This window comes from Bacillus sp. EB106-06-01-XG163 (genome assembly GCF_058791615.1).
Window position 1 is genome coordinate 147,137 of the sequence record NZ_JBYTDS010000001.1, and the last position, 20,510, is coordinate 167,646.

Genomic DNA, 20,510 nt, shown 5'->3' on the forward strand with positions numbered 1-20,510 from the left:
ACTCTCCTTTAATCAAACAACACAAGAAAGGCAGCTGTCTTGCCCGGTATCTTTCGTTCTTGCATAGTAAATGGTTTTGATGCCTCTATGGTGGGCATACAGATCAATACGGTTCAGATCACGAGTTGTCATCGTATCTTTCAAAAACAGGGTAAAGCTGATTCCCTGATCGATATGCTGCTGGATTGTCGCGATCATATCCACCACTTTGAACATGTCCATATCATAAGCTTCTTTGTAGAAGAACCAGTTATTAGACGCTAATCCCGGCATCGGGTAATACGTTTTTGAATTTCCGTATGTTCTTTCTTCGATCCGTTCCATGATCGGCATAACGGACGCCGTGCTGGATTGGACGTAGGAAATGGAGCCTGTCGGCGCGATGCACAGTCTGTAGCTGTGATACATGCCGTGTTCAGCGACAAACGCCTTCAGCTCTTTCCAGTCTTCGATTGTCGGAATGTGCATGCCTTCAAAGAGCGCAGCGATTTTTTCGTATGCCGGTGAGAACTCTTTTTCGATGTATTTATTGAAATATTCTCCCGTTGCATAAGTGGAGCCTTCATAATGCTCAAACGTTTCGCCTTTTTCTTTCGCAAGCTCAGCTGAACGCTGGATGGAATAAAAGTTCACCATCATAAAGAACGTATTCGCGAAATCTCTTGCTTCCGGGCTTTCATAAGCGATGCCGTTTTGGGCAAGGTAGCCGTGGAGGTTCATGGCGCCTAAACCGATCGACTTCATCGCTTTGTTCGCGCGTCTGACTGCCGGCGCGTTGCGGATATCCGTCGTCTCAGATACATGAGTCAGGGAATCCGTCGCGAGTTTCACCGTGCGCTCAATCGATTTATGTTTCATGACATTCAAAATATTTAATGAACCAAGGTTGCAGGAAATGTCCAAGCCGATTTCGTCTTCTTCATCATAATCTGTGTAAGCCGAAACTTGTGACGCTTGAAGCACCTCAGAGCAAAGGTTCGAGAATTTCACTTTTGATACGTGGTTATTCGCGTGCTCTTTGTTTACGTTGTCCTGGAACATAATGTACGGATAACCTGACTCAGAACGGAGAACGGCAAGCTTTTCAAGCAATTTGCGCGCATTCACTTTTTCTTTTTTGACACGCGGGTTGTCGACAAGCTCCTCATACATCGCCGTCATGTCCATTTCGTCCATATGCTGGCCGTATTCTTTATAAATCGTATGCGGATAGAATACATAAGCCGCTTTATCCTCACGCGCAAGCTCAACGAACTTATCCGGAATGACGACACCGATAGAAAGCGTTTTGACGCGCACATCTTCATCCGCAGAAATCTTTTTCGTATCAAGAAAATCATTGATATCGCGGTGGAAAATATTTAAATACGCCGCGCCTGAGCCTTGTCTTTGGCCCATTTGGTCAGCGTAACGGAACGCATTATCAAGAAGCTTCATGACGCCTACAACACCTTTTGTGGCGTTTTCAACATCTTTAATCGCTTCACCTTTCGCGCGAAGCTTGGACAGATTAAGAGAAACCCCGCCGCCCAATTTAGACAGCTGCATGGAAATATCGATCGCCCGTGAAATATCGTTTAAGGAATCATTGACTTCGAGCAAGAAGCAGCTCACCAGTTCTCCGCGGCGTTTTCTGCCGGCATTCAAAAATGTCGGTGTACTCGGCTGATATTCCTGGTTGATCATCAGGTTTACATATTCTTTTGCTTTCTCAGTGTCGCCGTTTGCGAAGAACAGCGCGACGATTGAGATTCGGTCCTCATAGCGCTCGAGGATTCTTTTCTTGTCATTCGTTTTCAAAGCATAGTCATTATAAAATTTAAACGCACTCATGAAGGAAGGAAAACGAAACTTCTTTGCGTAAGCTGTCTTAAACACTTCTTTAATGTCTTCAAAAGAGTAAAGGCTTAAGAATTCCTCTTCGTAGTATTGGTTTTCAATCAAATAATCCAGCTTCTCTTTTAAATCGTGAAAGTAAACTGTGTTTTGATTGATATAGTCAACAAAATAGCTATGTACAGCCTCTTTATCTTTATCAAACTGAAATTTTCCATCTTGTTGGATCATGATTTCGTTATTTAACTGGATCCATTTTGGCACTTGATTTTGTGACAACTCTTTCTACCTCCTGAGTAAACAATTCAACGTCTTTAGATGTGCCGCTGAGTTCAAATTTGTGCAAGATCGGCACCTGATATTGTCTTGAAATGGTATCGGCGCTTTTTGCAAAGTTATCGCCCCATACTTTGTTGCCGCTCGCAGCGACTCCTAATAAGAGATGGGCGTATTTTTCGAGAAATGATTGTGTTGACGCCGGTACCTGGCCGAAGTTTGTCGTGTAGGTGACCAAAACAAACGGAGTGTCCACGTGGTCCGTTTCGTCCACCTTGCGGATCAGCTGAAAGTCTGTTTTATTCACAAAACGCTGAACATTCCCTGTCTTTGAATCAAATATGATTTGAACCATCCATATCACGACCTATCAAAAATAATGAATCTCTTAACACTATATATAGTATACTAACCTCTCAGAAAAACACAACATATTGAGATCAATTTATAAAAAATTCATATTTTTGAAAGAGCCGACTTTGGCTCTGGCCCGATTAACGCCCAAAAAAGAGAGCAGAACGAGAATCATCTCTCATCCTACTCAAGGTGTCATGTGTAAGCCGATGTCTATCATAACATGAAAAAAAACTGCTTAGTAGTCTAGACTTTTATTCTTATTTTTTGTAAGAATCACATTTTTTTTCGCTTTCAACGGTTTCTTCAATCTCCACATCAGCACCGATTTCTTTCAGTACGGCTTTCAGAGCGCTTTTGATGGAAGCCTCTCTGATCAGTTCTTTACCGTCAACGATGATGCTGGTTCCATATTCATAGCAGGAATCATCTTCACAAGTTTCTTCCCAATGGTTGATTATCACCTTGTGTTTCAATCGTCTCACCCTCTGCATGATCAATGTCAGTACTTAGTGTAGCTTGTGCGGCCTGCTTTGTAAATTCGAACGCTTGTGAAATTTATTCAAGCTCATCCAGCGCCGTTTCTTTTTTCAGTTCGATTTTATTCGTTTTTTCATCATAGCGGTATATTTTTAAGTAACCGTCCTCAACGATGCCGAAACGATTATGTTCCAGCTGCACCATGCCTTCTGTCTGCGGTTCGGCATCCGATGAGCCGCCGTCATCATCCGTCACCACCGTCTCATGATTGCTGCAAGCTCCAAACAGCAAAAAAACAGCGATCCAAACGAGCGTAATCCTGATTCTTCTCAGTTCATTTTCACTTTCGAACACGATTTTCCGAACCCCCTTTTATGTTTCCGATATACAGCCTGCAATATACAGATGCGCATAGAAAAAGACCATTGTTCATGGTCTTTTTCAAAAAGTCTATTCAAGCTCAAGCTGGACGTTTTTTTGCGGGGCGAACGTGGAGATGGCATGTTTATAAATAAGTTGCTGCTTCCCCTCCGTTTCGAGCAAAACGGTAAAGTTGTCAAAGCCTTTTACCTGGCCGCGAAGCTGGAAGCCGTTGAGTAAAAACACCGTGACGAACGTATTGTCTTTTCGGATTTGATTCAAAAACTGATCTTGAATATTAATCGGTTTCATGTTTCGTCCTCCTTGGTTCTCAATACAATACTGTTTCGATTAAATTTCCAGTTTTCCTGCTATGCACTCGAAAATTTCCTTTTTTTTCTGCTCAATATCAACAGGCGGCGTCATATCTGTCCATGAAACGGGCATTTTATTGCGAAACCAGGTCAGCTGGCGTTTCGCATATCGCCTTGAATTTTGTTTTAATTGCTCCACAGCCTGAGGGAGCGGCACTTTTCCATCAAGATATTCATACAGCTCTTTATAGCCGATCGCCTGAATCGATTGGCTGTCCCGGATATTCATATCATACAGCCGCTTTACTTCGTCAAGAAGGCCGGTTTCCAGCATCAGGTCAACGCGCTCGTTAATCCGGCCGTACAGCACTTCTCTGTCCATTGTAAGACCGATAAGAACCGCATTGTAAAGCAGATCCCGTTTTTGGTTTTTGAGATGCTCTGACATTGTTTTTCCCGATACATGCAGAATTTCGAGCGCGCGGATGACTCTTCGCGTGTTGTTTTGATGAATGGCTGCCGCCGCTTCCGGGTCGGCTGCCGCAAGCTTGGCATGAAGCGCTTCCGCCCCTTCTTCAGCCGCCAGTTTCTCCATGCGCTCCCGGAATACAGGGTCGCCGGAGTTTTCCGTGAACGTATAGTCATACAGCACGGACTGAATGTACAGACCCGTCCCCCCGACAATCATCGGCAGCTTTCCTCTATCGGCAATCTCGGTGATTTTTCCCCTTACCATTTTCTGATAATCCGCCGTTGAAAAAGTGTCGGACGGCTCCAAAATATCAATCAGGTGATGCGGCACGCCTTCTGTCTCTTCTTCGGTGACTTTGGCCGTTCCGATGTCCATCCCTTTATATACCTGCATGGAATCTCCGCTGATGATTTCCGCATTCAGCATTTTCGCGAGTCCGATGCTTAGTTTTGTTTTTCCGACTGCCGTCGGTCCGACAAGTATGACGACAGGCTGTTTTTTATTTTTCAATATGTATCACTCTCTTTTATAAATCTCCCCCTAATTATAGCATTCATTTCTTCAGGCACCTATCCATTTTGCCCTTTTTCCTGAGCGCTAAACGTCCGCTACCACCCGAACGGCTCGTTTCCGACAACCTCTCTCGTTTTTCCTTTGAGTGTATGGCGGTGCGTTTTCCGTCCTTCCTCCCGCGGATCGTAAACGACGCCGCCGTGCTGGATCTGAATCGGCTCATTGTAGGCGGCAAAGGTGGTCTCTGAAAGCTCATGGTAATGTGTTCCGTCAACCCTCGGGATGGCAGGGCCGGAAATGCCGTAATACCTATGAAAATGGCCGTTTTCAAACGAGGTGATGCCCGTATAGAAATGTGTATGCTCATCTGTATTGCTGCCGTTCTCCGGTTGCGAAAAGCCTTCGATCACATGGTAATGTCCCTGCACTACATCCGTAACCGCCCGGTATGCGTGTGTGTGCGGAGGTTTTTTTGACCAATCGGACTGATACAGGCCCACAAAAGCTCACTCCTTCATTTTTTTGATAAACGCCCAATCAAAAATTGGTGGGCTGAATACTCTGTTATCATCTCAAATTTATTCTTGGAGGTACCTAAATTATGAATGAAGAATACACATACGAAGCAGATAGTGATATGAGACAGTTTGGACGGCCCGGATTTGGGTTCGGACGGCCGGGATTCGGGTTCGGGCGTCCCGGATTCGGATTCGGCTTCGGACGGCCGGGTTTTGGTTTTGGCCGGCCTTGGTTTGGCCGGCCTTGGTTTGGCGGGTTCGGACGGCCGTTTGGTTTTTACGGCGGACCGTTTGTCGGAGGGCTTGTCGGGGGGCTTGTCGGAAGCGCTTTGTTCAATCCGTATTTGTACGGAGGTTACGGCTACCCTTACTATCCGTATTACTACTAAGACAATCAAAAAGGGCTCCTTTCAGGGGCCTTTTTGTATAGGCCTAATGTCTTGACTTGGCGGGCAAAGTTCGGATATTATTTTATTTTACTGCCTTAAACAAAAGGCATAAGGATTATGATGAGAGGGGGATTTGATATGATTCTGGGTTATATCTTCCTCACAATTGCTATTTTATCAGAGTCAATCGGCGCGGCCATGCTGAAGGTCTCCCGCGGATTTACGCGGTTTTTGCCGAGCGCGCTTGTAGTGGCAGGCTATTCATTGGCCTTTTATATGCTTTCACTGACACTGAATCTCATTCCGCTCAGCTTATCCTATGCAACATGGAGCGGAGCCGGAACGGTGCTCGCATCCATTATCGGAGCGAAATGGTTTCATGAAAAACTGGACAAGCAGGCCGTCATCGGACTCTTTTTCTTATTGGCCGGTGTCATTTTGATGAATTGGTAGAAAGGAGAGGCATGCTGATGAAAGGATTACTTTGCTTGGCATTAGCCATTGTATCAGAAGTGTTCGGGAGCACGATGCTGAAGCTGTCGGACGGTTTTACGCACCTGTGGCCCGCTCTCGGCGTCATCGCCGGAATCGGAGCCTCTTTTATGTTTTTGAGCTTCTCTTTGAAAAGCCTTGATTTATCCGCCGCATACGCGACATGGTCAGGTGTCGGCACCGCTTTAACGGCAATTGTCGGCTTTTTTGTTTTTAAGGAGGCCATGACAGTCAAAATGATGATCGGGCTTGTTTTGGTCATCACGGGCGTCATCCTGCTGAACCGTTCCAAGTCTCAAAAAGCTAAAAAAAATCAAACGGCCCGGAGCTGACCGTTTGAACTCGTCAAGCGCGGGCAGCTTTTACTTCAACCTCAAGCTCCATCTCCACGTTTCCTTGGACCGCTCGTGAAATCATACATGAGGACTCTGCTTTTTGCGCTAACTTCCTGGCGAGCATAAAGTCCGTTTCGGCTGCATCCGGCTTTAATAATATAAACGGGCGGTGAATGATTTTCTGGTACGTGAACACACCGTTTGTGACGTCTACAATTCCTTCAGATTCCATATGTAGATCTTCTTTATCCAAGCCGCTTCTTTCCATCATCGCCGCAAGCGTTATAATATAACAGGTCGCGGCCGCTCCAAGCAGCATTTCATCAGGATTTGTGCCTTCTCCGGGTCCGTCCATTTCCTTAGGAATGGACACAGCCGTTTCCAGCCGGCCGCTTTTAATATCGCCGACGTCATTGCGATTTCCGGGCCAATTTGCTTTTAAATAAAAGTGATGTTTTGCCAAGGGACAAACCTCCTTTTTTCAGTTTACTCATCTTTCACTCGTTTGTCTTTTTTTAAGCTTACGAATACTCTTGATTGATCACTCTTTTTATCGTACGGACAAACCGGTAAAATTCCTCCGTTTTTGTGAATTCCCTTTCGCGGTAATCAAAATTATCAAAAAACGCTTCCCGCTGTTCTCTGCTGATCTCAAGCTGTATGCTCAGCCCGGTTTGCGCCTGGTTATTGATATTTTCGGTGTCAACCCCGGCCAGACCGGTTTTTGAGGTTGCCAATTCTGCAGAAAATCCGTTTCGTTCGAGAGCTCTCACCAATTTTTTCGCCCGCTTCCGGTCGCTTCCTCCGACAAGAGTATTTTTCTCGTCGCCTTTATAACCGTGAACTGCGATAACATAATGGTGCTGCTTAATGCTTTCGACTGCTGAAGGCTCATCGAACCTGGTGCTCGTAATATGAAGAGTCTGGTTATCATGCGTTTTTAATCCCTCAAACAGATAGGTTGAATAATCATCTCTGAAAGAGCGGACGATCTCGCTCACCCCGCCCTCAATTCTCCCTCCGTGCGGCGACATGATCAATACGGGGCTCCCCTTTCGCTTATTGTACGATATATGATAATCATCGGGGTCTTCATGTTCAGCCAAATCTTTAAAATCTGTGTATGTATCAGAAGAATTCGAGGGATCAGGGTCTGACGCATAATGAGCACATCTTATTAGTAAGACCATTGCTACGATAATGATGACATTAAGTAAAATTCTTTTCATCAGCTCTCCTTCTTTGCTCCTTTCTGAAAAATGACATGTTCATTATATGGATTTTTGTCAATAGGTCTTATCTTAACATTCTATTAACATTATCATCAGTGAAAAACTTCCCGGTTTCGAAAAATCAATGGATTGTCACGGTTCAAGCGCTCAAATGCCGGGCATCAGTGAAAAAAGGTTGAGAGAGGGCAAAAAAAAAGGGAGGAACGCCCGAATTTTCAGGGGCGGGAGATTCACGGCCGGAAACGGACGGCATCAAGAATACGCTTTTAAAAATGAATATCCGCCTCCCGAAGCAAATGCACAGGACAGAATGGAGCCCGTCAAAAAAGTTCTCATCTGCCTTTTTGTACAGCAAAATGCCGTTACAGCCCGCTCATCCCCTTTTTTTATCATAATGGTCCGTTTTGAAATGGAGCTGTCTTTTTTCATATATATAATATCAATCGGAAGCTGTTTTTCCAAGGAATGTCTCAATATTATGTTCATGTATATACCTCCTTCCGCCGGCTTCATTATAAACGAACAAACGTTCCGTTTCAACTCGAGTTCTTCTCCTGAAAAAGCCGCAAGTAACCAGCGCTCCTGAAGGACAAACGAACTGACCGAACATAAGGCCTGTTCATATGGTATAGAGAGAATCGCCAGAATGGGAGGAAAAGTATATATGTTTGGTTACTCAATGGTACAAATGGTGCGGTCAAATGCTCATAAGCTGGACTGGCCGCTCAGAGAAAACGTATTACAGTTATATAAACCTTTCAAATGGACACCTTGCTTTTTGCACAAGTTTTTCGAAAAAAAGGTGAAAAACAGAAAGAAAATGTCAGTCATCATTGAATTTGAAGAGGGCTGCCATGAATCCGGTTTTCACAGCACAGGACAGGTCTTATCAAAAGAAAAACGCTGCACCATAAAAAAGCAGTTTCAAACAATCAATTGCTGCAGCGCCGAAGTCACTCCGTCCGCCCTTCACATGCTTCTTTCGCAATGCCGGGATATCCGTAAAATCTATTTAAACCGTGAAGTAAAAGCGCTCCTTGATACGGCAGCTGAATCGTCTCATGCAAAAGAAGTGACCCGTAACGGCACCGTATTAACAGGAAAAGGCGTAACCGTCGCCGTTATTGATACCGGAATCTATCAGCATCCCGATTTAGAAGGCAGAGTTATCGGATTTGCGGACTTTGTCAACCAAAAGACAGAACCGTATGATGACAACGGACACGGCACCCATTGCGCCGGTGATATCGCAAGCAGCGGCGCTTCATCTTCCGGTAAATATCAGGGGCCGGCGCCGGAAGCCGATCTGATCGGAGTCAAGGTATTAAACAAATCAGGATCAGGAACCTTGGCTGATATCATTGAAGGTGTGGAATGGTGCATACAATATAATAAAGAACACACAAAGAATCCGATCAGAATCATCAGCATGTCACTGGGCGGAGATGCGCTCAGATATGATAAAGAAACGGACGACCCGCTCGTCAAGGCCGTTGAAGAGGCATGGAATGAAGGAATCGTCGTCTGCGTCGCCGCGGGCAACTCCGGTCCGGAAGCTCAAACGATTTCAAGCCCCGGTGTCAGCGAGAAGGTCATCACGGTAGGCGCCTATGATGACAATGATACGGCCGGCAATGAGGACGATACGGTCGCTTCTTTCTCAAGCCGCGGCCCGACGGTGTACGGAAAAGAGAAGCCTGACATTCTTGCGCCCGGGGTCGATATCGTATCTCTCCGTTCTCCGCGTTCATACCTTGACAAATTACAGAAATCAAACCGTGTAGGCTCCTTGTATTTCAGTCTGTCGGGCACGTCCATGGCCACTCCGATCTGTGCGGGCATTGCCGCCTTAATCCTTCAGCAGAACCCGCAGCTTTCGCCTGACGAAGTGAAAACACTGATCAAACAAAGTCCGGATAAGTGGACAAATGAAGATCCGAACATTTACGGAGCGGGCGCAGTAAACGCTGAAAACGCCGTGCCGAAAGAGTAACCTTTTTATCATGAGAACGGGGTCGTCTAAACCTGCAGATGACCCCGTTTTCCAGGTGAACAGATGAAACATTTATAATGAAGGAACTCGGAATGCTCCAGAACCGGCTGTCAGAAAAAAAGATCAATGCAAGGCAGTGTATTTCTAAAAAAATAGGGAATAAGTATGGTGTAGATAAAAGGAGGAATCACAATGGCACTTACAAACACCGAATTGTCTGAATGGCTGCAAAAACAGATCGGACAAACGCTTGATATCAGGAAAGGAGAGCTGACAGACAGCCGAAACGAGATTTCTGATATGGATCAGATCATGCTTCACCTTGATGATGTTCTCGTCCGCCGGACAAACCATCCCGATGACTATGTAGCGGACGAAGAACTCGTCTTAAAAGGGCACGGCACAACCTATACGGAGGAAGGAAATGTCCCGCTTCCCCAAGATGCGTATGAAATCCCTCTGCTCGGCGACATCACCATCCAAAAGGAGCAAGACGGATTAAAGGTACATACAGATCGGGCCGTTTATACAATCGGGACCCGGAAAGAGCAATAAAAAGAAAAAACGCCCTGAATCAGCGGCGTTTTTTTATTGGTTTTTTTCTTCTGAATATCCGTGGAACATCGTGAATGCGCAAAGCATAATGCCTAAAATAATGATAATCGGAAGCCAGATCACGGCAAACTTATAATCCGGTTCGGCAAAAGCGCCGATGACCGCTCCAAAGCAATACAGCACCAAGGCAAGCGCGCGCAATACAGCATCTCTCGTAAACTGCTTCCGCTTGTCCGCTTTGTAAAACCTTGCGGTGAGATCTTCAAAAAAATTAGCGAGCGTTCCCGTTAATACGGTCGTGGAAATCCCCGCTACACCAAGTTTTCTCGCGGCTGTCGTCTGCATTCCCATTGCGAAGCTGAGCAGCATAATCAGCACATAAACAGAAATGGCATCTGCAAAAAAGCAGGAGAACAAAGCAAACAGCAGCAAAACAGCTCCTTCAATAGCTAAAGCGGCAGTTACCGCAGGGGGCCAGAATGATTTCTTTTTATTGCCCACAAGCAGGGCCGCGGCAATAACGCCGGCAATAAATCCGATTAACGAGGTTAACGATTTGAGTACGGCAAGGTGCCACGAGTTGCCGATCGCCAGGCCGAACAGAACGATGTTCCCCGTCATATTGGCGGTAAAGATATGTCCCAGGCTTAAATAACCGATCACATCCACAATTCCCGCTGTTAAACAAAGAAGTAAAAGTGCAATATTTCGGTATGTAGTCACTGTCAATGTGATCCAATCCTTTCTCATGCTGATTCCAACATATAAGTTTACTCTTTGCCATTTCATATGTCCAGCCGGCGTGCCGCTTTTTCAGAGCATAAAAAAACTCCGGCGAACCGGAGAAGCTACTGAACGATAAATAATACTCTCGTGCCGTCGGAATATCCGCTCATTTGATTTCCAACCCATGAACCGGCTCCGCGGTTATCCGACGGGGTTACATATCTGATATCAGCCCCCGCCCCGCCTTCTGTGCAGACTGCCATGGGCCATTCATCACGGTCAAACCCGGGCTTTGTCGGAATTCCTTTCAATGATTCTTTCCTTCTATTCTCCGCTCCGCCCCGATCAATTGTACAAATCTCAGAATGACCTGCCGAAATGGCGTCTTTTATATGATTTCCCGTCTCCGGATATTTTGACAGCGGGAAATACAGCACCTGATCGTATCGGGATGCGGCACGAGCAGCACTGTCCGAATGGATGCCGGCGCCCGTAAGGCCGAACTGAAGAGAGATCACCAAAAGCAGACTTGCCGCCCATTTCATAAACGCATTCATTCACATCCTCCTTAAGAAGTTGATATGAAGCGTAAATATGTATATTAGCCGGATTTAACACACATGATGAAATGGCAAAAAAAGTTTGCTGTTTTGTTGATAATCAACGAAAATGGCGGCTTTACGATTTGTCTATTGAACCGGCTTCTGTTTCCTTATATATTTTAGACATACTTATGAGCCGTTGTGATCAGTGTCTTCGGCAGATAAAAGGAGGAATGCCGTCCGGTCGGCAGGCACCGGCTGTTTGTTATGTCTTTTCAAAAACATGAAGGCGGGGAAATCCAGATGGAAAAAACAATGTTTCACCCACACTCACCCGAGTTTCACGAAAACCCTTTTGCGGTTTTAAGCAGATTCAGAGAGCAGGACCCCATACATAAATTCGAACTGCAGCGTTTCGGAGGCACCTTTCCGGCTTGGCTCATCACGCGTTATGATGATTGTATGGCGTTTTTGAAAGACGGCAGAATTACGAGAGATGTAAAACGAGTCATGCCGAAGGAGCTGATCGCGAAGCTGAATGTCAGTGAAGATATCGATTTTGTCTCAGAGCATATGCTGGCAAAAGACCCTCCGGATCATTCACGACTTCGATCTTTGGTGCATCAGGGGTTCACTCCCCGGATGATTGAGCAGCTTCGCACCGGGATAGAGCAGATCACAGAAGAGCTGCTGGATGAAATGGAAACAAAAGCAGACCCTGATATCATGAGAGATTTCGCCGCACCGCTTCCGTTTATCGTCATTTCCGAACTGCTCGGGATTCCGAAAGAGGACCGCGCCAAATTTCAAGTGTGGACAAACGCAATGGTCGACACGTCAGAAAGCGGACAAGATGCGACCAACCAGGCTCTCAAAGAATTTAAACAATATATGAAAACACTGATCGAAGAAAAAAGAAAACATCCGGGTGAAGACCTGACAAGCAAGCTTATTTACGCTGAAGAGGACGGCCAAAAGCTGAGTGAATCAGAGCTGTATTCCATGCTGTTTTTGTTAGTCGTTGCCGGGCTTGAAACAACGGTTAACCTTCTCGGCTCCGGCACCCTGGCGCTTCTTCTGCACAAAGACCAGATGGAGAAGATAAAGCGGCAGCCGGAAAATATCCAGACGGCGGTCGAAGAGCTTTTGCGTTATACCTCTCCCGTCATCATGATGGCAAATCGATGGGCGATTGAAGATTTCACCTATAAAGATGTTTCCATTAAAAAAGGCGATATGATATTTATCGGCATCGGTTCAGCCAATCGGGACCCGGAATATTTCGATGATCCTGATACATTAAATATAGCGAGAACACCGAACCGTCATATCTCTTTTGGATTCGGCATTCATTTTTGTCTCGGGGCTCCGCTCGCCCGGATGGAAGCATCCATTGCCTTTACTGCGCTTTTAAAACGGTTTCCGAATATAGAGCTGAAAGGCGCGCCCGAGGATGTAACATGGAGAAAAAATGTGTTTTTGAGAGGGCTTGAAACATTTCCTGTCAGATTTTAACATCGCCCCCCCTGTTTATCGGGGGTTTTTTTAATGTCTTATAAACAGAAATCAATACGACAATGAAAATTTAGTACATAGTAAATTTAGTTCTATATGGATAAAAAAAGCGGCCGGATTGCTCCGGCCGTTCTCTATTACCGTTTTACCAACTCATTTGTTTCGTCCAGCTTTTTTCTGAAAGATTTAAGGAAATTTGCGCTTATCGTTCCTTTGTTTGCGTACAGTTTTTCGCAGAATGCTTTAATGGCGTTTTGCGGCTTTGGTTCCGACAGCATTGTGACATGATTGGAAGAGTGAACGTCCAGCAGGTGAAACTGTTTCATCTGGCGTTCCCATTCTTTCCAATACGCATCATGGTCTAACGGAATTTGTTCTTCCTCTGCTGTCAGATAACGTTCAAGATGTCCGAGGAACAAACCGCTTTTATTACGGAAGTAGTAGCATTGCAGCGCTTCCGGATGAGGCAGCGGCTTCATGTCATACTCTTCCATTCCGTAAGCGAGCTGCGTCTTCATCATTTGCTCCAGCTGCATCCGGATCGCTTCTTCGGATTTTGGCAGACCGCGCTTTTTGGCAAGGCCGATCAATTCTTTCAATACTTCTTCTTCCTCAGCCTGGACGGTAATGTCTTCTCTGCTGATTAATGCCTCTTCAAGGTTTTCAGGCTTAAGATATGCTGTAAGCATCGTATTGATCGTTTGCAGCATGACTGACTTAACAGATGGTTTTCTTTCTTTCCATTTTTCACTGTACGGGGTGTCGATCATGACGGCGCTTTTTACCGTATGACCTTCCTCCTGCAAGAGGCGCGCGGTTTCATATGCAAGCATGCCGCCCAAGGAATATCCGCCGAGGTCATAAGGGCCTTTCGGCTGTACCGCTTGGATGATTCTCATATAAGAAGCGGCCGTCTCTTCGATTCCTTGCAGCGGCTCTTTCCCTGTCAAACCTCTTGCCTGGATGCCGTAAAAAGGTCGCTGACTCTTTTTGGCGAATGGCTGGTATGCTTCCACGCCTCCCGTTCCGCCGTGAAACCAAAAAACAGGACGGCCTTTTTCTCTTTCATTCAGCTTGACGAGTTCGGGAAAATTCCGGCCCGTCTCCTGCGGTTGGTTCGTTTTTAACAGCATGCAGATCTCCTGAAGAGTGCTGCATTTCTGAAGAGCCTCCAGACTGATGCGGCTGTCTCCGTCCTCAAGTTTCTTCAACAGCTGAATAGAGGAGATTGAATCGAAGCCGTATTCAGTCAGCGGCTTATTTTGATCAATTTCCGCTGCCTTCATCCCCAAAATGTCTGCCACAATGTCAGCCGCGCTCTCGCAGCGGATCTGAGGATTCTGTGAAACCGGTGCAAGGCTGATGGCTTCTGGCTGACCGCCGTTCCAATACTTATGGTTTTCAAAAGGATATGTCGGAAGCGGCACTCTTTGAACAGATTTGCCTTGGTGGAGTCTGTCCCACGGTATATCCGCACCTTTCCCCCAGCAAAATGCAAGTTTTTCGAGATTGTTTTCAGCCAACAGCGTCTCCGTGACGACTGTACCGAGAGTCCCTTCCAGTAAAACGCCGATATCTCCTGATCCAGTCTGCTGACTGCCTGTAAAGAAGCTTTTCATTCCATTGCTTTCTTCGGAAAATGCTCTGTACTCTTTCAGTTTTTCCAGCAATTCATCTTGATTGCGGGCAACGAGTGCCAGGCGGCAGTTCATCGCCTCACGGCCGGTCTGAAGCGTATAAGCAATATCCCGCAATGACAGAGTATCTCCAGTTTGCACAAAATCAGCCAGCTGACTTGCGGCCGCCTTAAGACGCCCTTCGCTCTTAGCAGAAAGCACGATAAGCTGCGGTTCATGCACAGATTCTTTGTCTTTATGGCTCGGGCTGTACTGTTCCAAGACGACATGCGCATTCATGCCGCCGAAGCCATAGCTGTTAATTGCGGCCCGGCGCGGGATCGGTCTGCCCGTATGGTCGGTGAGCTGTGTCCATTCCTGATTGTCTTCGGTGAAACGGAAGCGGCTTTTCTGAATGGCCATTTGCTCATTTGCAGCTGTAAATCCGGGAATACCCGGGATGGTATGATGCTTCATGGCCATCGCCACTTTTATAAGGGCGGCCAGTCCGGAAGCGAGTTCGCCGTGCCCGATGCAAGGTTTCACGGTACTGATATAACAAGGCGCGCTTTCCTCTTGATTTGCAGACTCGCCGTAACCCGCTTTGATTGCATTAAACTCCAGCGCATCTGCCATTTCGGAGGCAATGCCGTGCGCTTCAATATAAGTGACAGTTTGCGGATCAACATCGGTGTCTTCGTACGCTTTTTTCATCGCGGCCTTCATTCCCGCCGGATTCGGTGCGTGAAGCGACATGCCTTTACCGCCGTGAGACACTCCTGTTCCTTTAATGACCATGTGAATATGATCGCCGTCTTCAATTGCCGCCTCAAGCGGTTTGATGATGATAACGCCCGCCCCTTCGCTTCTGACAAAGCCATCGGCATCTTTTTGGAACGATTTCGCCCGGCCGTTTTTGCTTAAATATCCCATTGAGTCAAAACCGATAAAGCCCTTCGGCGACTGCAGAATATTGGCGGCGCCCACGACAGCCTGCTCACATTCGTTATGACGGATTGATTGAACCGCCCTGTGCAATGCCACCAGGGTTGACGTGCAGGCAGCCTCGTAATATTCACTCGGTCCTTGTAAATTCAAGGCATATGATATTCTGTTCGGAATGATGGACGGGATGGCTGTTCCATTGTTCGGATCGCTGTTGCCCGCGGCAACGAAAACGCCTGTCGGTCTGCTTGATAACGCCTTATTTGTCAGGCCCGCATCCTCCATTGCTTTCCATGTATGCATCAAAAGCAGAAACTGTTCCGGCCCCATTTGTGATGCCTCTTTAGGGGAAATTCCGAAAAAGAGCGGGTCAAATTCGCCGACACCGTCAATAAAACCGCCCCATCTGAGACTCGTGTCATTCTCATCACCGGCGTAACGGCGCCAGTCCCAGCGGTCCGCCGGAATTTCGGTAATACAGTGATCCCCGTTTACGATGTGCTCCCAAAAAGACTGGATATTCGGGGATTGCGGAAACTGAGCTGACATACCGATAATCGCGATTCCTTGCTTGACATCGGCGTTATCACAAGGCGGATGCTGTTTCCTCGGTAAAGTGCGCTCTTCTGTTTCCGTGACCCTGGCCTCTTCTGAATGCTTATGATCGGCAAGCAATTGAGAAAACTTGCTCTCATATGCTGACGCGAAGTGCAGGGTCAGCTCCTCCGCGGTCGGATACTCGAAAAACAATGTTGGATTCACATCGATGTCCGCCTCTTGGCCGATCTCTTTTGTCAGCCCGATCAGGCTTGCTGAATCAAGTCCCAATTCCATGATATTCGCGTCAGAACGAAGAGATGGCCCGGGTTCATCCATCATCTTGGCGAGCTTGCCAAGGACGTAGCTGCGGATATCATCTGTCAGACTGCCGGCAGAAATCGGTGCTCCCGCATTCTTAACAGCCGTTCGGGCCGGCTGATTCATCTGTTCGGTTTTCGGGCGGAACCGTTTCAGGGCATAGCCTTCAAAACGCATCACCACTTCCGATCGGCTGCTGATGACATCTGCGTTAATCAGAATCATTTCCCCCGTTTGTTTGGTCAGCTTGATGTGCAGCCAGCAATCGGTAAGATCTTCAGGGCTGCTGAAGGTGACGGAATTAATGCCGAACGGCAGATAGCTTTCCGCCTCCGTTTGATCCAATAAAGAAAGTGAGGCCAAGTAAGCACTGTTGGCGATGAACGGATTTACGGCATAATGATGCGCTTGTTGTGAGTCGCTATTGTTCAGGTTCACTTTCGCTAAAACGGCATCAGAGCCTTTGTACAGGCGGGTGATCGTTTTAAATTCTTCTCCCCACACGACGGTTCCCGTTCCGTCTCCGTATAACTCATCTATCCGGCCCACTTCCCGGTAAGAGCGCTGAATGGCCGCCAGATCCGCGTGCTGCTTTTGAAACGGATAGGGGCTGCACTCGGCATACGCCGCTATGCTCCAATCAGGAGACGTGAGGCTGCGGTGCATTATGCTCAGTTCAAATCCATCCCCGTTTTGTTTCGATTCTGTTTTCAGCTCGATGCGATCGCCTTTTTTTACGGTAATGGGGCTGACGTAATTCATTTTTTTAATTTGTCCTCCTTCCGCTTCAGGAAAAAGATCACAAAAATGATCGACTGCCAGACTGTTATATGTAGCGCCGACGAGTACCGGTTCTCCGCTGAATTGATGCCCTTTCACGTATGGATCGTCATCACTGTATACCGCCTGAACGCCGGCAGCGTTTTCTGATTCACCGAATTGAAAAGAAGTCCCGTGGTCAAAAGCGTAGGCCGGCAGATGAACGGCGTGCTCTTGCTGCAACTGATCAAACGCGATATTCTCTCCTTTTTCCCATTGCCGCGCACGCCGGCCAATATCAGATTCAGAGAAATTGAGATTCCGCTGATCCATGCGGTAAGCGGCCAGCTTTTCCAGCAGTTCCTGAACGGAAGCAGCCGTAAATGCCGCCCGATACTCCGAATGATGCGTTCTTTTTTGCAGCGCGGATGCGATGGCGGCCGGATGAAGAGATGGCGTCTTTTCTAAAAAGGCCGCCAGTCTGTCAAGATAGGCTTCAAAACTCCATTTTGTTTTCGCTGACACAGGGAAAATATATTCCTCATCGCCGTGACGGGCCTGATCGGAATTCGGGCTGATATATTCTTCTACGATGAGATTTGCATATGCCCCGCCCGCCCCGAAGGAATTAATCATGCTTCTCCGCGGGATGATGTCCCCCGTTTCGGCATCCCTCATACGCTCCCAATAGTCGGTTTTTTCCTGCAGGTAAAAAGCCGTTTGTTCAAGGTTGATATTCGGATTTTGCGGTATTGCGTTAATCGTCGGGACTAATGTTTCCCGCTCCATTTGCAGCAGCACTTTCGCGAGCTGGGACATGCCGGAAGCCGCCTCTAAATGGCCGAGATTTGACTTGACGGATCCAAGCGCGCAAAAACGTTTTTTATCAGTATATTGCGCGAACGCATTTGTCAGGGCAATGACCTCAATCGGATCTCCCAATACAGAGCCGTTTGCCGCTGATTCAACATAACTGATTGTTTCCGGATTGATTCCGGCCTTGTCGATGGAAGCCGCCATGAGCTTCGCCTGCTGTTTCGGATCCGGAGCCGTGTACATCTGCCTTCCGCCGCTATGGCACAACGCGCTGCTTTTAATGACCCCGTAAATATGGTCTTTGTCGGCAAGCGCTTTGGAGAGCGGCTTCAAGAGCACCGCCCCGACCCCTTCTCCCGGCATCAGGCCCGTGCCGGTTCCGAAGCTTTTGCTTTCACTTCCCTGTTCAAGCAAATTCGCCCGTTCGAGCGCATCATATTTAGACGGTTCAAGCGTGAGATTGACCCCTCCGGCAATCGCCATGGAACAGCTGTTAAGCTTCAGGCTTTCACAGGCGAGATGAATGGCGCTCAGTGAGCTGGAGCATGCGGTCGTAACGCCCATGCTCGGGCCCGTTAAATTGAAAAAGTGGGAAATGCGGTTGGCGATATGCCAATCCCCTCCGTTAGAGCTGAGCGCAGCTTTTTCCAATGACGGGATATTCCAGAAATATTGATTGTACATACTGCCCATAAATACACCGATGCCGCTGTCTGATTCCTGCCATTCGTTTACTCTTTCTAACGAGTAACCGCCATTTTCAAATGTTTCCCATACGGTTTCTAAGCTTAGACGGAGCTCAGGCGTCATCTCCATCACATGATCTTCCCGGATGTCAAACAAGTGATGGTCAAAAACGTCAATATGCTGCAGAAATCCGCCGTACCGTGTTTTGCGTTCTTCTTTTCGTGTTTCTTTTGCCATTGTTTTCAGAAGACCGGATTTCCATCTGTTTTCCGGAGCTTCCGTAATACAGCTGTCTCCGGCTTTTAAATGCTCCCACAGCTCATCGAGGGTTTCAGACTCGGGATAGCGGCCGCTGATGCCGATAATGGCAATGTCGTCACGATCAGAACGATTAACGGTGACGGTTTCTGTTTCCGGCTTTGGCGCTTTTGGCTCTTTTGGTTCAGTGATAAACCGCCGCGTTTCCGTGACAAGCGGCACCGGTTCATTCATTGCAGGTTCCGGATGCTTTGTTTCAGGAGGCGCTTGTTCGGCTCCGAATGCCTGTTGCAGCTTATCCGGGTAAGTTTCCAGCAAATACTCGGCAAGTTCTTTCGTATTCGTGTGTTCAAATAAGACCGTTTTCGGCAGCTCGCCCGTCAATGTTTCCAGTTCACGGATAAAATTCACCTGCAAAATGGAGTCGATGCCGTATTTTTCAAAGCTCGTCTCAGGCTGAATGCGCTCGGGAGCAAGCTTTATGGACTTGGCTAACGTTTCTTTTATGAATTGCACAGTCCGGTCTGTGACTGAGAAAGACGGTTCTGTGAAATCAGCCTGCTCTTTGGAAGCCGCAGTTTCTTCAACCGCCTGCGCGTCCGGCTGCTTTTGCCTGATGACGCCGTCGCTTTCTGCCGCCACGATCTGCTGGCCGAGGTGATGTGACGATTCCGCCATAAATGTAACGTACCGATATCCCTCGCTTTCCAGCGCAGACTGCCACGCTTCAGGATACAGCCCCGGGCATCCGGGAATGCGCAGTTTGGCGTCTTCATACAGCCACCAGCCTTCCAAAAGACCGAATGTCAGATGAGAATAAACCGAATGGCTGCTAATCTCATTTAATAGCAAAATCCCATTCTTTTTCAGCACCGCTTTGGCATTGCGAAGTGTCCGCCGAATATTTTTTGTCGCGTGAAGCACATTTGCCGCAATTACCGCGTCATATGCGCCCGCCTCTATACCCTGCAAAGCCGGGGGCTCTTCCACATTAAACCGCTTATAAGTCAAATACGGATTGTCGGGACCGTATTCTTTTTCAGCATGCATGAAAAAGGCCTTTGACAGATCGGTGTAGCAATATTCTTTCACATGATGTTTGTACTCTTTTAATCTTTTGAAAACGGCCGCGCTCGTCCCGCCCGTCCCCGCTCCGATCTCTAATATCCGGATTTCCGCGTTCGGGTCTTCTTTCAGGCGTTCTTCAATGAAAGCCGTCAATGTGTCAGCGAGCACCTCATTAAAGTAGTCTGCCGTTTCATTGTTTTTATAGATTCCTTCCACCAATTCCATTGAGGAATCAGGAAACAGAACATCAGTGGCAGAAACTCTGCCGGATAAAATATCCGGCAAAGCTCTGAGAGCGGTCTCCACTAAGGTGATCATCGCCTGTTTGCTGCTGTCCTTGAGTAAAGGAGCTTTCTTTTCATCCCATTCTTGCCACAGAACGTCCGCACGCTCTATCGGACCCGTTAACACATACGTACTGCCTGACTGTTTCAAAAAGCCTTTTTGCACCAAGATGGAGATGCTTTCTTCCAGCCACCTGCCGTAAAACCCCTGCATGACAGGCTGCGTTTCGTTTTCCGTAAAAAATCCGACAGATTTCAGCTGGCCTGCCAATAGTTTGTAAAGAAGATCTTCAGTGTTTTGCAAAGCCGTCTCCTCC

19 protein-coding genes are annotated in these 20,510 nt (G+C 47.3%); 6 read left to right on the top strand and 13 right to left on the bottom strand.

Features of this window, described 5'->3' with window-relative positions; all coding sequences use genetic code 11:
• Positions 1 to 12: 12 nt before the first annotated feature.
• From nrdE to AC3WTF_RS00625, 7 genes are all read right to left on the bottom strand, one after another.
• Positions 13 to 2,115 (bottom strand): class 1b ribonucleoside-diphosphate reductase subunit alpha, encoded by a 2,103-nt coding sequence (nrdE, locus tag AC3WTF_RS00595; RefSeq protein ID WP_007410373.1) that lies wholly within the window; start codon positions 2,113 to 2,115, stop codon positions 13 to 15.
• The gene (gene nrdI, locus AC3WTF_RS00600) at positions 2,075 to 2,467 is read right to left on the bottom strand and encodes a class Ib ribonucleoside-diphosphate reductase assembly flavoprotein NrdI (protein ID WP_003154061.1); all 393 of its coding nucleotides are present in this window, start codon (positions 2,465 to 2,467) and stop codon (positions 2,075 to 2,077) included. Before nrdI ends, nrdE begins: the two co-directional genes overlap by 41 nt.
• Before the next feature lie 259 nt (positions 2,468 to 2,726).
• The gene (locus AC3WTF_RS00605; RefSeq protein ID WP_047935740.1) at positions 2,727 to 2,942 is read right to left on the bottom strand and encodes a hypothetical protein; all 216 of its coding nucleotides are present in this window, start codon (positions 2,940 to 2,942) and stop codon (positions 2,727 to 2,729) included.
• Positions 2,943 to 3,024: 82 nt separating this feature from the next.
• On the bottom strand, positions 3,025 to 3,300 hold the full coding sequence (locus tag AC3WTF_RS00610) for a YmzC family protein (protein ID WP_007410374.1): 276 nt from the start codon (positions 3,298 to 3,300) through the stop codon (positions 3,025 to 3,027).
• 96 nt (positions 3,301 to 3,396) lie between these two features.
• Entirely contained in the window at positions 3,397 to 3,618 is a 222-nt protein-coding gene (hfq, locus tag AC3WTF_RS00615) for an RNA chaperone Hfq (RefSeq protein WP_003154064.1), read from the bottom strand.
• A gap of 39 nt (positions 3,619 to 3,657) precedes the next feature.
• Positions 3,658 to 4,602: a tRNA (adenosine(37)-N6)-dimethylallyltransferase MiaA gene (gene miaA / locus AC3WTF_RS00620; RefSeq protein ID WP_047935739.1), complete on the bottom strand. Its 945-nt coding sequence runs from the start codon at positions 4,600 to 4,602 to the stop codon at positions 3,658 to 3,660.
• 98 nt (positions 4,603 to 4,700) lie between these two features.
• Positions 4,701 to 5,105 carry a YmaF family protein gene (locus AC3WTF_RS00625; protein ID WP_047935738.1) on the bottom strand — a complete coding sequence of 135 codons (405 nt, stop codon included), beginning with the start codon at positions 5,103 to 5,105 and terminating at the stop codon, positions 4,701 to 4,703.
• Positions 5,106 to 5,206: 101 nt separating this feature from the next.
• On the opposite strand from AC3WTF_RS00625, the gene ymaG reads away from it, so the two are divergent.
• The 3 genes from ymaG (at position 5,207) to erbB (ending at position 6,336) form a co-directional block, all read left to right on the top strand.
• On the top strand, positions 5,207 to 5,512 hold the full coding sequence (gene ymaG, locus AC3WTF_RS00630; RefSeq protein ID WP_015239898.1) for an inner spore coat protein YmaG: 306 nt from the start codon (positions 5,207 to 5,209) through the stop codon (positions 5,510 to 5,512).
• 138 nt (positions 5,513 to 5,650) lie between these two features.
• A complete protein-coding gene (gene erbA / locus AC3WTF_RS00635) occupies positions 5,651 to 5,965 on the top strand; it encodes an SMR family multidrug efflux transporter EbrA (RefSeq protein WP_007410378.1) in 315 nt (104 codons plus the stop codon).
• Between the two features lie 17 nt (positions 5,966 to 5,982).
• Positions 5,983 to 6,336 carry an SMR family multidrug efflux transporter EbrB gene (gene erbB, locus AC3WTF_RS00640; RefSeq protein ID WP_007410379.1) on the top strand — a complete coding sequence of 118 codons (354 nt, stop codon included), beginning with the start codon at positions 5,983 to 5,985 and terminating at the stop codon, positions 6,334 to 6,336.
• A 13-nt stretch (positions 6,337 to 6,349) separates the two neighbouring features.
• On the opposite strand, the gene AC3WTF_RS00645 is transcribed toward erbB, so the two are convergent.
• From AC3WTF_RS00645 to AC3WTF_RS00655, 3 genes are all read right to left on the bottom strand, one after another.
• Positions 6,350 to 6,802: an OsmC family protein gene (locus AC3WTF_RS00645; protein ID WP_007410380.1), complete on the bottom strand. Its 453-nt coding sequence runs from the start codon at positions 6,800 to 6,802 to the stop codon at positions 6,350 to 6,352.
• Positions 6,803 to 6,860: 58 nt separating this feature from the next.
• On the bottom strand, positions 6,861 to 7,568 hold the full coding sequence (locus AC3WTF_RS00650) for a poly-gamma-glutamate hydrolase family protein (protein ID WP_007410381.1): 708 nt from the start codon (positions 7,566 to 7,568) through the stop codon (positions 6,861 to 6,863).
• A gap of 255 nt (positions 7,569 to 7,823) precedes the next feature.
• Complete coding sequence (locus AC3WTF_RS00655) at positions 7,824 to 8,057, bottom strand: hypothetical protein (protein ID WP_032865298.1); 234 nt, start codon at positions 8,055 to 8,057, stop codon at positions 7,824 to 7,826.
• 178 nt (positions 8,058 to 8,235) lie between these two features.
• Here AC3WTF_RS00655 and aprX point away from each other — a divergent pair, with 178 nt between their 5' ends.
• Both aprX and ymzB read left to right on the top strand, forming a co-directional pair.
• Positions 8,236 to 9,564 carry a serine protease AprX gene (gene aprX, locus AC3WTF_RS00660; RefSeq protein WP_047935736.1) on the top strand — a complete coding sequence of 443 codons (1,329 nt, stop codon included), beginning with the start codon at positions 8,236 to 8,238 and terminating at the stop codon, positions 9,562 to 9,564.
• Positions 9,565 to 9,756: 192 nt separating this feature from the next.
• The gene (gene ymzB / locus AC3WTF_RS00665; RefSeq protein ID WP_007410383.1) at positions 9,757 to 10,119 is read left to right on the top strand and encodes a protein YmzB; all 363 of its coding nucleotides are present in this window, start codon (positions 9,757 to 9,759) and stop codon (positions 10,117 to 10,119) included.
• A gap of 33 nt (positions 10,120 to 10,152) precedes the next feature.
• Here ymzB and AC3WTF_RS00670 read toward each other — a convergent pair whose 3' ends face one another.
• Positions 10,153 to 10,908 carry a YoaK family protein gene (locus tag AC3WTF_RS00670; RefSeq protein WP_003154084.1) on the bottom strand — a complete coding sequence of 252 codons (756 nt, stop codon included), beginning with the start codon at positions 10,906 to 10,908 and terminating at the stop codon, positions 10,153 to 10,155.
• Positions 10,909 to 10,967: 59 nt separating this feature from the next.
• Positions 10,968 to 11,402 carry a sporulation-specific Dnase NucB gene (gene nucB / locus AC3WTF_RS00675; protein WP_007611576.1) on the bottom strand — a complete coding sequence of 145 codons (435 nt, stop codon included), beginning with the start codon at positions 11,400 to 11,402 and terminating at the stop codon, positions 10,968 to 10,970.
• Between the two features lie 288 nt (positions 11,403 to 11,690).
• Here nucB and AC3WTF_RS00680 point away from each other — a divergent pair, with 288 nt between their 5' ends.
• Positions 11,691 to 12,902 carry a cytochrome P450 family protein gene (locus AC3WTF_RS00680; RefSeq protein ID WP_007409852.1) on the top strand — a complete coding sequence of 404 codons (1,212 nt, stop codon included), beginning with the start codon at positions 11,691 to 11,693 and terminating at the stop codon, positions 12,900 to 12,902.
• Positions 12,903 to 13,039: 137 nt separating this feature from the next.
• On the opposite strand, the gene AC3WTF_RS00685 is transcribed toward AC3WTF_RS00680, so the two are convergent.
• Positions 13,040 to 20,497 carry a beta-ketoacyl synthase N-terminal-like domain-containing protein gene (locus AC3WTF_RS00685; RefSeq protein WP_047935735.1) on the bottom strand — a complete coding sequence of 2,486 codons (7,458 nt, stop codon included), beginning with the start codon at positions 20,495 to 20,497 and terminating at the stop codon, positions 13,040 to 13,042.
• Positions 20,498 to 20,510 lie beyond the last annotated feature (13 nt).